The organism is Pontiella sulfatireligans (assembly GCF_900890705.1).
Lineage (GTDB): Bacteria > Verrucomicrobiota > Kiritimatiellia > Kiritimatiellales > Pontiellaceae > Pontiella > Pontiella sulfatireligans.
Window position 1 is genome coordinate 1,128,186 of the sequence record NZ_CAAHFH010000002.1, and the last position, 12,571, is coordinate 1,140,756.

General features: G+C 57.0%; 11 protein-coding genes and 1 pseudogene. 6 read left to right on the top strand and 6 right to left on the bottom strand.

Going from position 1 to position 12,571, the window contains the following annotated elements; all coding sequences use genetic code 11:
* Window positions 1-11 precede the first annotated feature (11 nt).
* From murA to SCARR_RS28290, 4 genes are all read left to right on the top strand, one after another.
* Window positions 12-1,289: a UDP-N-acetylglucosamine 1-carboxyvinyltransferase gene (gene murA / locus SCARR_RS17760; RefSeq protein WP_136062998.1), complete on the top strand. Its 1,278-nt coding sequence runs from the start codon at window positions 12-14 to the stop codon at window positions 1,287-1,289.
* Between the two features lie 26 nt (window positions 1,290-1,315).
* Window positions 1,316-1,924, top strand: coding sequence for an inorganic pyrophosphatase (locus tag SCARR_RS17765; protein WP_136062999.1), 609 nt, complete (start codon window positions 1,316-1,318; stop codon window positions 1,922-1,924).
* Window positions 1,925-2,051: 127 nt separating this feature from the next.
* Complete coding sequence (gene eno / locus SCARR_RS17770; RefSeq protein WP_136063000.1) at window positions 2,052-3,329, top strand: phosphopyruvate hydratase; 1,278 nt, start codon at window positions 2,052-2,054, stop codon at window positions 3,327-3,329.
* 126 nt (window positions 3,330-3,455) lie between these two features.
* Window positions 3,456-3,605 carry a hypothetical protein gene (locus tag SCARR_RS28290; RefSeq protein WP_168433292.1) on the top strand — a complete coding sequence of 50 codons (150 nt, stop codon included), beginning with the start codon at window positions 3,456-3,458 and terminating at the stop codon, window positions 3,603-3,605.
* Window positions 3,606-4,066: 461 nt separating this feature from the next.
* On the opposite strand, the gene SCARR_RS17775 is transcribed toward SCARR_RS28290, so the two are convergent.
* From SCARR_RS17775 to SCARR_RS29330, 3 genes and pseudogenes are all read right to left on the bottom strand, one after another.
* Window positions 4,067-5,722 carry an IS1634 family transposase gene (locus tag SCARR_RS17775; protein ID WP_222846255.1) on the bottom strand — a complete coding sequence of 552 codons (1,656 nt, stop codon included), beginning with the start codon at window positions 5,720-5,722 and terminating at the stop codon, window positions 4,067-4,069.
* A 248-nt stretch (window positions 5,723-5,970) separates the two neighbouring features.
* Window positions 5,971-6,189 carry a CopG family antitoxin gene (locus SCARR_RS17780; protein WP_136063001.1) on the bottom strand — a complete coding sequence of 73 codons (219 nt, stop codon included), beginning with the start codon at window positions 6,187-6,189 and terminating at the stop codon, window positions 5,971-5,973.
* 4 nt (window positions 6,190-6,193) lie between these two features.
* A pseudogene (locus tag SCARR_RS29330) lies at window positions 6,194-6,457 on the bottom strand (BrnT family toxin); the annotation flags it as partial.
* Between the two features lie 199 nt (window positions 6,458-6,656).
* Between SCARR_RS29330 and SCARR_RS17790 the strand changes: the two are divergent.
* Together SCARR_RS17790 and thiD are read left to right on the top strand one after the other, a co-directional pair.
* Window positions 6,657-6,965 carry a septum formation initiator family protein gene (locus tag SCARR_RS17790; protein WP_136063003.1) on the top strand — a complete coding sequence of 103 codons (309 nt, stop codon included), beginning with the start codon at window positions 6,657-6,659 and terminating at the stop codon, window positions 6,963-6,965.
* Between the two features lie 42 nt (window positions 6,966-7,007).
* The gene (gene thiD / locus SCARR_RS17795; protein WP_168433408.1) at window positions 7,008-8,459 is read left to right on the top strand and encodes a bifunctional hydroxymethylpyrimidine kinase/phosphomethylpyrimidine kinase; all 1,452 of its coding nucleotides are present in this window, start codon (window positions 7,008-7,010) and stop codon (window positions 8,457-8,459) included.
* Window positions 8,460-8,644: 185 nt separating this feature from the next.
* Here thiD and SCARR_RS17800 read toward each other — a convergent pair whose 3' ends face one another.
* Genes SCARR_RS17800 through SCARR_RS17810 form a run of 3 tightly spaced genes read right to left on the bottom strand, consistent with a single transcriptional unit; the run spans window position 8,645 to window position 12,446 of the window.
* Window positions 8,645-9,934 carry a hexokinase family protein gene (locus SCARR_RS17800; protein ID WP_136063005.1) on the bottom strand — a complete coding sequence of 430 codons (1,290 nt, stop codon included), beginning with the start codon at window positions 9,932-9,934 and terminating at the stop codon, window positions 8,645-8,647.
* A gap of 49 nt (window positions 9,935-9,983) precedes the next feature.
* Window positions 9,984-10,982: a DNA/RNA non-specific endonuclease gene (locus SCARR_RS17805; protein ID WP_136063006.1), complete on the bottom strand. Its 999-nt coding sequence runs from the start codon at window positions 10,980-10,982 to the stop codon at window positions 9,984-9,986.
* 6 nt (window positions 10,983-10,988) lie between these two features.
* Window positions 10,989-12,446, bottom strand: a complete 1,458-nt coding sequence (locus SCARR_RS17810; RefSeq protein ID WP_136063007.1) for a hypothetical protein — start codon at window positions 12,444-12,446, stop codon at window positions 10,989-10,991.
* Window positions 12,447-12,571 lie beyond the last annotated feature (125 nt).

The following is a 12,571-nucleotide window of genomic DNA, read 5'->3' on the forward strand; positions in this document are numbered from 1 at the left end:
GGAAATAAGCAGTGGCAAAATTCATCATTAACGGGGGGCGCCCCATTGGGGGCACCTTCCATCCGCGCGGCAACAAAAACGCCGTGCTTCCGATGCTGGCCAGCTGTGTGCTGACCGACCAGCCGGTGATGCTGCGCAATGTGCCGCTGATTCAAGACGTCCGTGTCATGCTCGAACTGCTCGAAAGCATCGGCGTCGAGGTTGCGCTCGACGGCCACTCGGTGACACTTTGCGCCAAGAGCCTGAAGACCACCGAGCTTGCTCCTGACCTTTGCGCAAGAGTGCGCACGTCCATTCTGCTCGCGGGGCCCCTCACCGCGCGGCATGGCGGAGCGACCATCTACCCGCCCGGCGGCGACGTAATCGGCCGACGGCGCCTCGACACCCATTTCTACGGGATGCGCTCCCTGGGTGCAGAAATTTCGACCGACCAAGCATACCGCTTCAAAGCAGGGCCGCTAAACGCCTGGAAAATGGTTTTCGACGAAGCCAGCGTAACCGCCACGGAAAACATCATGATGGCCGCCACCTTGGCCCAAGGCACCTCCACGATCTATAACGCCGCCTGCGAACCGCATGTACAGGACCTTGCCCGCCTGCTGAACGAGATGGGGGCGGATATCTCCGGAATGGGAACGAATAATCTGACCATCAGGGGAGTCGAAAACCTTCATGGCGCAGAATACACCGTACAGCCAGACTACATCGAAGTGGGAAGCTATATCGCCGCTTCCGTCGTAACCGGAGGACAGCTGACCATCCCGGATGCCGGCGACCCGCTGACCTTGCAGGTTATGCAGCGCACCTTTTCAAAACTAGGAGTGGAGTGGTCCCGCAACGGCCGCACCTTGGTTGTGCCGCAACAAGCCGAGCGCCGCCTTCGTCCAGACGAAGGCAGCGCCACGCCCAAGATCGAGGACGGCATCTGGCCGGCCTTCCCCTCGGACTTGATGAGCGTCTCGATCGTCCTCGCCACGCAGACCCGGGGCACGGCCCTCTTTTTCGAGAAAATGTTCGAGAGCCGCATGTACTTCGTCGACCACCTCATGGGCATGGGCGCCAACATTATCCAGTGCGACCCGCACCGCGTCGTCGTGATCGGCCCCACCCAGCTCCGCGGCGGCATGCTGACGAGCCCCGACATCCGCGCCGGCATGGCCATGCTCATCGCCGCCTGCTGCGCCGAAGGCGAGAGCGTCATCAAGAACGCGCAGGTGATCGACCGCGGATACGAGGCAATTGAAGATCGACTTGCCGCCCTCGGCGCGGATATTGTTCGAATCGATTAGTAATCCGATAAAAAAGGGAACAAACCATGGCATTTCCAAAGACATTCTACCGCTGGCGCCCGCACCCCTGGCACGGCCTCGAAGCCGGTGAAGACATTCCAAAAATTGTGAATGCCTACATCGAAATGACACCGTTCGACGCCGTCAAATACGAAGTCGACAAAACCACCGGCTACCTGCGGGTCGACCGCCCGCAGCTGACCTCTTCAATGACCCCCACCCTCTACGGGTTCATCCCCCAAACCTACTGCTCTGCACGTGTTCAGGCGCTCTCGCCCACCTCGGAGCAAGGCGACAAGGATCCGCTCGATATCTGCGTCATCACCGAGCGCCCCATCAACCGCGGCGAGGTGATCCTCAAGGCACGCGTCATCGGCGGCATGCAGATGATCGACAACGGCGAAGCCGACGACAAAATCATCGGCGTCCTCGACAACGATCAGTTCTGGAAAGACGCGCACGACATTGCCGACATTTCCCCCGCCCTGCTGGAACGCCTGCGCCACTATTTCGAGACCTACAAGCTCGTCCCCGGCCAGCCCTCCGACGTCACCATCGAAAAAATCTACAACCGCGAGCACGCCTTGGCCGTAATTGAAGCGGCGATGGAAGACTACACCGAAGAATACGGCTAATCCGGGGCCATCCGCTCTCGGAATTCTAAGGCTTATTTGATTGCGGCCTCTTGGGGGCAGCGATATATTCGGCTACTTGATTTTTTGGGAAGCAATAAATATTTAACCAACTACAAGGAGACAAGTTATGTCAGAAATCATCGACGTATTGGCACGTGAAATTCTCGATTCGCGCGGCAACCCGACCCTCGAAGTGGATATCGTTCTGGATTCAGGCGCCACTGGCCGCGCCGCGGTTCCGTCAGGAGCGTCCACCGGCGTCAACGAAGCCCTCGAGCTTCGCGACGGCGACAAAGCCCGCTACCTCGGCAAGGGCTGCGAAAAGGCCGTTGACAACGTCAACGACATCATCGCCCCGGCCATCATCGGCATGGACGCCATCGACCAGATCGGCATCGACAACCTGATGATCGAACTCGACGGAACCAAGACCAAATCCAAGCTCGGCGCCAACGCCATGCTGGGTGTTTCCCTGGCCGCGGCCCACGCCGCTGCCGACGAACTCGGCATTCCGCTGTTCCGCTACATCGGCGGCACCAACGCCAAAGCCCTGCCGGTTCCGATGATGAACATCATCAACGGCGGCTCCCACTCCGACGCTCCGATTGCGTTCCAGGAATTCATGATTCGTCCGATCGGCGCCTCTTGCTTTAAAGAAGGCCTGCGTTGCGGCGCTGAAGTGTTCCACGCGCTGAAAGCCATCATTAAGGGCAAAGGCCTCTCCACTGCAGTTGGCGACGAAGGCGGATTCGCTCCGAACTTCGCCGGCGGCACCGAAGAAGCCCTCGACTCCATCATGCAGGCCGTCAAGGATGCCGGATACGAACCGGGCAAGGACGTCACCATCGCCCTCGACTGCGCAGCTTCTGAATTCTGCGAAGACGGCGTATACAACTATGCCAAGTTCGAAGGCGAAAACGGCGCCAAGCGCACCTCCGCCGAGCAGAGCGACTACCTCGCCGACCTCATCTCCAAATACCCGATCGATTCCATCGAAGACGGCATGGACGAGCTGGACTGGGACGGCTGGAAGATCCTCACCGACAAGATGGGCGACAAGTGCCAGCTCGTGGGCGACGACCTGTTTGTAACCAACGTCGAGTATCTTGCACGCGGCATCAAAGAAGGTTCCGCCAACTCGATCCTCATCAAGGTCAACCAGATCGGCACGCTGACCGAAACCCTCGACGCAATTGAGATGGCCCACAAGGCTGGATTCACCGCAGTGGTTTCCCACCGCTCCGGCGAAACCTCCGACACTACCATCGCGGACATCGCGGTTGCTACCAACGCAGGACAGATCAAAACGGGTTCGCTGAGCCGTTCTGACCGTATCTCCAAGTACAACCAGCTGCTCCGCATTGAAGAGATGCTCGGTGACGACAGCCGCTACGGCGATGCGTAACCAAAGAAAGTAGAACGGTCCTCTGGGCCGTTTCGCGAAGGCGGCCCCCGGGCCGCCTTTTTTTATTCCCCAGAGCTTGTTGAACAATTTATCGGGAGTATAGCTCCAAGCAATCGGAGACAAGCCATGGCAGCAATGCACCCACAATATATTGTTGATGAAAAAGAGCAGCGCAAGGCGGTCATTCTGCCTGAATCAGAATGGAAGCAGATCCTTGATGAATTGGAGGAACTGGACGACATTCGCGCCTACGACAAAGCCGTTTCTAAAAAGTAGGATGCCATACCACTAGAACAGGCAATTAAGGAATTGGGCGCCGAAGGCTGATGGCACTGACTTAAGCTTTGCACTGCGTGGAGCAGGCGGGACGCCTGCGGCACAGCTCTGTATCACTGGCTTCGGTGACTGCTGGAAGCGGTCGTACCGCAGGCGTCCCGCCTGCTTGCACGAACGGCCAGATGAATAGGAAGTCTCACTCTTCATCCTTAAGTCAGTGCCATTAGCTCATAGAGCCGACACTACACCAGTTCGTGTTGTAGAGTTGGCTCTATGAGCCAATCCACGAGAAGCGTAGCATGGCATCTCATTCGTTGTGTGCTCTAATTCGGAATATCCATGCACCGAAAACTCCGGATTGGAATCCGGAGCTACGCCAATTAAGCCGAACTTCTCGGCATGAATATGCGTATCTAACCGACTGTGAGTCGGTTGCACAAATACGCTTTTCTTGCTGCTGGCTACATTCCTCGCGTTGCTCCAAGCCATTCTAGTATTTTTTGCTGGTAGGGAGTCGGGGTTGAGGTGGTTTTGAAGTCTCCTTTTTTATGGCCTTCCACTTTGACCCGCGAGCGGGTGATGGCGGATAGGGTGTTGAGAATGTCGCGAAAGCTCGATATGGGATGCTGCCCGTCCGGGGTGCGGCGGGTTTGGTCTTTTTTCTTGGCGGAGTCGGAGCGTTTGACGGGGTCGACGACGCTATCGCGTTCGGCCGCGGTTTCTTTTTGTTCGTCGGCGAAAAGCAGGGGCGCTAGCTGGCTGCGCATTTGGTGCTCGATGTGGTAGGCGAGCATGCAGATGAAGATGTGCGCGCGGACTCGGTTGTCAAGGCGGTGATAGATGGGGCGGACGTTTAGGTCGATGGATTTGAGGGAGCGGAAGGCGCGTTCGACCATTTCGAGGTTTTTATAGTTGGCCACGAGTTCCTGGTCGGTCATACGGGTTTTGTCGACGCTGCTGCGGATGACATAGAGGCCGTCGGTGGCGGATTCGGAACGGATCTTTTCTTCGTTGCGGTCAAAGGCGAAGGTGTCGTCCTCGATGGTGAGGTTGAAGTGTTTCGCCATCTTTTTCTTGTTGATGATTTTGCCGACCTCCACCCCGATCGCATCCTTGCCGCGCAGGGGTTTGTTTTTGCGTTCGACCTTTTTGATGATTTCGGCGAGAAGTTTTTCGGTGGCTTGCAAAAGGGCTTCGCGCCTTTTTGAGCGGCGTTTGGCGAGGTCGGGGTTGCGGCAGACGACGAGGCGTTCGTCCGGGTAGTCGGGGTGGGTTATGCTCGCGAGGTCGCATTCGTCGAAGAACGTGAGCTGGATGCTCCCGCACCGTTCAAGCTTTGCAATGGAGGCGGCATTGAGCGCCGTGATCCAGTCCGCGCCTTCTTCGTCGCGAAGGTATTCGTCGATGGCTTTTCCGCTGATCATTCCGCGGTCGCCAATGAAGATGACATTCTTGTGGTTGAAATCCTTTCGCACCCGTTCCACCGCTATGGGAAAGGCAATGCGGTCGCTTTCGTTCCCGGCCAGGACTTCGACGCCGACGGGCGTACCAGCGGTGTTGCAGTAGATTCCGTAGTTCACTTGCTTGCGATCCCCCCGATGATCGCGGGAATACCCGAATTGGGCCAGCTCGCAGCATTGCCCCTCGAAATAGGAGGATGAAAGATCGAACAGTACGGGGGCGCCGTCGGCAAGATGCTTTTTCGCAAGTTTCTTTTGGATTTTATCCTGTCGTTCCAGCAGCCAATCCATTGCCGCATAGCACTCGTTTTCATGCAAATCCTCAAGGGAGAGTAGCTCGCCCAGAGAGGTTGAAGCGGTCTGGGGGTCGCAATGGCGAACCGTTGCGAGCTTGGAATCCCCGCTGATAATGCGATCAATAATCATCGCCGCAACCACATCCCTTTCACGGGAACGTTTTGAGTCGATCATGCCCAGCAGCCCCGACTTTTTCAGCACAGAATGGATGGCTGCAACATGGCCGTGCTGGCGGGCGTCATGAATGGATATGGCTTTTTCAAGAGATGCAATCCCTTCCGATGCCGGGATCGATTCGCCCTTGAGGGCCGCCCGAAGCGCCTCGACGAGTTCATCGGGCAATCCGCTCAGATTAGCCACTGTTTTTTTTCGGACTTTTCCATTTTCCCGCCACGACTCCCGCAAGAGGACGGCGGGCGGAGAGTTTCGATTGGGCACTCGTTCTATATACATGGCCGCACAATATGCGACATAGCGAAACATGCAAGCACTAAGTTTATGTTTACATGGGTACAGATTTTGAAAAACTTGGACATTCTTTTTGTTTAACTCATTGAGTGCGAGAGGATTGCATCGCAGAAGGAGCCGTATTTCCTCAGAAGTTCGGATTAAGACGCCCACTTCATGTTGAGCTTGCGGTCGGACGGAACGCAGTCGCGGAGGTAGAGGTTGATCAAGTTTTGGTATGGTATGCCCGTATCTTCCGCCATCGATTTGAAGTAGTCGATAATATCCTCCCCCATGCGGATGGTTACTTGCTTCTTAAGTTGCTTGGCATAGGGATTCTTCCGGCTTTTCATTTTGGAGAGGTCATATTCTTTTTTCATAGCATCACCTGTAGAATTTCTTTTCGTTGTTTGTCGCCTTCCGAGCGGAAATGATCCGAATAACTGAATCATTTCCGCGATGGCAATAGCAGACCATGAGCATTCGCAGCTTAACGCTGTAACCGAGCATGAGAAACCGGTCTTCCCATTCCGAGTGCTCGTCATCGCAGAACTCAATGGCACGATCATCAAAGAATACCGTCTGCGCTTCCTCGAACGACACACCATGCTTCTTTCGATTGCTCTCGCTCTTGGATTCATCCCAATCGACTTAACCTTATCCATAACGACAGCGTATGACATTATAACTACAATTCGAGATCCAATCCGCCGATTTTGCATGGGCGGGGAGAAAGGCTTGAAAAACCGCATTCAACATCAGGCAAAACGAACTTGTTGATCGGCGGATTCGCGCTATATTCCAGTAATACAAAATACGCAGTACGTATTACTGCCTTATTAAACTTATGCAACAAACGGAAAAATATTGGAACATGATCTTGCGCGGCGCGATGTCCATCGTGGCCGTAATGTTGCTGGTGGGCGTCATTCTGGCCTTCTCGCCGAAGGTCAAGCAGCTGCAGGCCTACCAAAACACCAACGACATGCTGCAGCAGCGCATCGATGTAACCGTAACCGCTGAAAGAGAACTCAAGGAAAAGCAGCGGCGCTTCCTCTCCGACCCAGCCTTTGTTGAAAAAGTGGCGCACGAAGTCGGCTACGCGCGCGCCGGAGAAACCATTTTCCATTTCCCTGAAGAAACGGGTTCCCGCTAATTTCCGAATTTAGACTTTAGATTGCCGATTTTCGGATGGGCTGTGCCCTCGCCCCCTAAGATAAAAACTGTCGGAGACCCACAAATAAAAAATCAGCATTCAGCAATCAAAAATAGCCCCGCCCCCATTGCCTGGGCCATTGCCGGCTCCGACTCCGGCGGAGGCGCCGGCATTCAGGCCGACCTCAAAGTGATGAGCGCCTTCGGCGTGCATGGATGCTCCGTCATCACCGCGCTCACTGCACAAAACACCCTCGGCGTCCAATCCTCAGAACCCGTCTCCGATGCCATGCTCCGCGCCCAGCTTCAGTCACTGGAAACCGACCTCCCACCCGCCGTCATCAAAACCGGCATGCTCGGCAGCGCCGACACCTGCAGTATCCTAGCCGATTTTTTAGGCAAGCTTCAGGTTTCCAGTTTCCAGTTTCCAGTTCCACCGGTCCTCGTCTGCGACCCCGTGCTCAAATCCACCTCCGGCTCCAACCTGCTCGACCCCGAGGCCCTCGGCATCCTCGTCCAGAGCCTGTTTCCAAGGGTGGATATCCTTACCCCGAACCTTCCCGAGGCGGAAAAACTGATTGGCAGAAAAATCGAATCCATTGAACAAGCGGCGGATCTGATTTTAGCGATGGGCGTAAAGTCGGTGCTAATCAAAGGCGGCCATGCCGAAGGCGGCGAGTGCCGCGACTTTTGGAGCGACGGCACCCAAACGCTCTGGCTTTCCAGCCCGCGCATCGAAACCCCGTCTACACACGGCACCGGATGCATACTTGCATCAGCCATTGCATCGGTGCTGGCGCGCGGGCAGGAAATGGCCGAAGCCGTCATAACGGCAAAAACATTTCTAAACCAATGCCTCAAATCCCCCGCCAACCTAGGCGCAGGCCATGGTCCAATGCTGATCGAACCCTTCAGAAACAATTCTGATGATCGCCCGTATGTTGTGGCCGGAGGCGGCGGCTCCGCTCCCCGCAAAGCTGTAGATGGAGGCGGCGACTCCGCTGCGCAGAATCCGGAGTCACCGCCTCCGGCTACAACAGAACATTCCCACCTCCGCCGCCTATCCAAGATTTTCGTCAGCGACCCTGCATATTTCGTCACGACCTGCACAAAGAACCGCCGAAGACTACTCGACAACCCAACGGTCCACCAGATCCTGCGCGAAGAGTGGGAAGGCGCATTAGACCGTCACGGCTGGGCCTTCGGCTCGTATGTCGTGATGCCGGACCATATCCATTTTTTCTGCAAACCAACACCTGAGGCCTGCAAGCTTTCAGAGCTGATGCAGCATTGGAAGGAATGGACCAGCAAACGCATCAAGCAGGAGTTGCTGCTGGACGATACGGTTTGGCAGGAAGAGTTCTTCGACCACCTGCTGCGCTCGCACGAAAGCTATTCGGAAAAATGGAACTACGTCGAGCAAAACCCGGTGCGAGCGGGATTGGCGGCGACTGCGGCCGACTGGCCCTACGCCGGATTCATTCACTACAAGTAATAGACTCCGCTCCCCGCAAAGCTGTAGGCGGAGGCGGCGACTCCGCGCCATGCAAAGCTGTAGGCGGAGGCGGCAACTCCGCTCCCCGCAATGCTGTAGGCGGAGGCGGCGACTCCGCTGCGCAGAATCCGGAGTCAACGCCTCCGGCTACAGTTCCGGAGTCAACGCCTCCGGCGGCAACAACATTAAAACGTCGTAAGGCCGGCGATGGCGGCGCCAACGACGGGCGCATCTTCAATCTGAATACAACGAATGTGAAGGCCGCGTTCGCTCAGCATCGTTTTCAAATGCGCCTGCACTTTGTCGGCGAGCTGATAGGTTTTGTAGTAGGTCGATCCGTCAATGTTGATGCAGACCGGATGCTCCGGATCCTGCCCGGCGCCGCTCTTAACCACCGAAGCAAGCAAGTTGACGGCCGTGAGCAGCGCCGCACGGTCGACCACCGCAGTGAAAACGGTTTTCATGATTTCGCGGTCGCCATCCGTAAAGGCCTCGCTTTCAAGTACGCCGGTGTCGCGGCCATTATCTGCCGCCAGATTGTCGATATGGATGGTGGAGAGGTCTTTCATGATGGAGAGCGCTGCACCGCCGGCGTTGGAAAAAACATTTTCCGAGGCCAGCTCCTGCAGCAGCTCCAGCGTAATCGGCCCCATGTAGACGCCCGAGATGGTTTTCTCAAAAATATGCCCTCCGGGATTCTCGCTTTGCTCATCGAGCTGCAGGTCTAATGCGCCGCGCTTGAACGAGGCGAACCCGCCCGATTCAACATTGATCACCTGCGAACCGGCGCCGAGGTAGCCATCGAGCTTGCCGATGTTTTCGTTTTGCTCCACATAGGCGGTATTGGTGCCCGTGCCGAGAATAAAGCCGACATAGGAGGAGGCGCAAAAGGCCTGTCCCTGCGCAAGTCCGGCCAGCAGGCAGGCCACCGTATCATTCAGAACCACCACCCTCTTTTCGAAGATGCCGCGTTCTCCCAGGGCATCGATCAGCCCGGCGCCAATGTGCTTGCCGACCAGTTCGGGAATCTTGATCTCTTTGGTCCAGTGCAGCAACCGCCCGTCAAAGTCGGGCATAATGGCGGCGGGGTAGGAAAAGCAGAAGCCGATGTTTTCAAACTCGTCTCTCAATGGCTCCAGCGCATCGACCAGTACGCCATAGAATTCGACGATGGAAATTTCGTGGTCGCGTCCCGGCATCGCCTGCTTGGTGAAATTGGAAAGTTCGATTTTACCTTGTTCGTTAAAGCGAGCAATGCAGATGCGCAGGTTCGTGCCGCCGGCATCAATGACCGCCACCGGTTTGCCGGCTGGAACCTGCCCGGCAGTGCCGACATAGGCGGGAATCATGGCCAGTGAACTGGCCTCGCCGTTGAGCCCTTTTTCCATTTCATCCAAGAAATGGGCCAACAAGGTGTCGGCATCATAGGCCTCCGCCGAAATCTTCTGACCCTTCAACCAAGCGCGAATATCCATTTTAAATCCCCCGTAAAAGCGACATTAAAACACACTCCGCAGCAGGGCTTCAAGGTGCTTCTGGGTTGAGACGTCCACCAAAATAATAACGAACCGCAGAAACCATCCATGGCCAAAGGCGGGAGGCCGGTTCGGCTTCGAGCTCCTGCTGCATCCGCTCCGGCAATTCCGGAAAAAAATCGAGGCCGGTGCGCTGCTCAATCTCGTCGATGCTTACGAGGCGCTTTTTGATGCGAGTATAGGGCGGGCAGCGTTTTTCAACAAGGAAGGCCAGCACGCGCAGCCGCCCGTCGTGCTCGTCGGCGATGATCTTGTAGTAGTGCGAAGGAACGGGCACGCCGGAGTCGAGTTTTTCAACCGTTTTTTCAAAGACCGGCCCGCAGATCACCCAGACCTCGCCAAAATAGCGGCCGTAGCGCTTGGCAACGTGCATTTCGAGATCCTTCCACATGCCGCGGTTCACATACGGCGTCTGCGGGATAATGTTGGACATCAGAAAGGTTTCCTTCTGGGCCTGTTCGCCGTAGCGCGTGGCGATGGCATAGTTCGGCGCCATGTGCCCGCGGTCGAAGCCGGAGTGGGTATAGTCGCCCTGCACGACCTTTGCGCGGGTGCGCGCATCCGATGGGAAGCCGGACGGGCGTTTGCCGGACGACAGCCGCGGCACATCAAATACGCGGTATGCCGACCACAGCGGATTGCGCATCGACTCGCTGTAGCCCACCGTGTAGCCGCGGTTGTCCAGCCGCTCCGCCTTGCCCCAAAACTGGAACCCCTGCGACGGATAACCGCCGTACACATGGTCGCCGCGCCCTTTTCTTTCCAGCTCCGCCTGCGCATCTCGGCCGAACAACGCCAGCCCATCCCAGCCCTGAAAAATTCTGAATCCGCTGCGCTGCAATGCGCGGTCAATCTTCGGCACGCGTCGGTAGACCGGCTCCCTCACCTTCCACGGCAAGAGATAGTAAGTAATCGATACAGCTCCATACACAATCAGGATAGAGAAGCCCGTCTTCCAACGTCTGAATCTTAATATCCGTCTCAGCATCTCCGCTTATTCCTTCGCTTGAATTCCAAGGCCCGCCAGAAAGCCGCGCCGGTAATATGCATCCAATTCACGCCCGTTGCGACGAAGCGCCCGCTTTTCATAGCGCTCCATAAAACGCGGTTCGCTGTGCAGCCCCTGCAGCACCAGCGCATCAAATTCGGCCGAATCGCCGCACAGCAGCACGTCGGGCATCCAACGATAAAAGACAACCTTGCTGAACCCCGTATGATTCTTAAAGCCCGTGTGCGGCCCTGGTGCGTGCGCCATTTCGGTGGAGTTGAGCCCCATCAAATCCTGTACGGTTCCCGCATAAGCCAGCTTGCTCCCGCCGGCCGTAATCACGGCGACGGTCGGCCAATCCGCCAAATCGCTGAACATGGCCGTCAGCGCCTCCCCGTTCGCGCGCCCTTCCCTCGCAATCCTGAACTCGTGCTCCAGGTTGGCCGTGGCAGGAAACAGCAGCCACCCGACCGCCAACAGCACGACCGGCACGGTCTTCATCACCCGTGGACAGAAATTAGAGGACCATTGCAGCCACTCGCGCGCAACCAGCAAACAGAGCAGCGGCCACAGCGGCTGAAAAAAGCGGTAGGCCCCGAAATGGTCGCCCCCCACCAGCACCGGAATACCAAGCCCCGGAAGCAGCGCCAGCGCAACCCAGAATCCCGGCCCGCGCCTAGCCAGCACCACGCACAAAAAAAGCAAGGCCAGCAGCGCCGCCGGATTGCTGAACGCATAGCCGAACAGATAGCCCAGTCCGCTCCAGATATTGGAAAACAGATCGGGCGACACTTTGGCGTAGTAGGTGTTGGGCACGGGGTAGCCAAAATAGGAAAGCCGGAAGCCAACCAGCGCGAGCAACGATGCCCCGAATACCGCCGCAGGCCAAAGCGCGGACTTCCACCCTTTGCTAAAAGCAAGGATCAGGCACGCCCACGCGCCCCACGCTATCGACTCTGGACGGGTGAGCACCAGCAGCGGCAGCAACAGGCAAACCGCCACCGTGCGCCGCTCCGCCACGGCCAACACCAGCAGCGTGACCAGCAGGCACCACAGTCCGGATTCCATCAGCGTCGTCTGGCACCAGGCAAACCAGGCCGGCGACGCCCCCAGCAGCGCCAAATACAGCACCGGCCGTTCCGTACGGCGCAGGCAAGCCGCCGCCGCCGCGCCGCAGAACAACACGTTGAGCAGCAAAAGCGGAACCGGCACACTTGCGCAAGTGTGCCAGAAGACGGAACAGATCAATGTCCAAAGCATCGAGGTGAAACCCTCCACACGCTCTCCGCCCACGTTGTAGACAAAGCCGTGGCCCTCTGCAAAGTTGCGGGCATAGACCAAAAAGATGTCGGCGTCGTCGATCCCCGTCGCCGGCCGCCCCAGCAGCCACCACACCAGCGCACCGCCCAGCAGGACGGTCAGCAGGCCAAAAAAAGCCGCTTGGATGGGTTTCATTTTCGTCATCTCATCAATCTACTTCATCAATCGGCGCTTTCCAAGGATTGGAACCGCCTTACCGCCTGTGCTAAAACCTCCGCTTTACGGAAACCGTGACGAGTGAAACATGAAGCGTGATGGCTCGTTGCGAA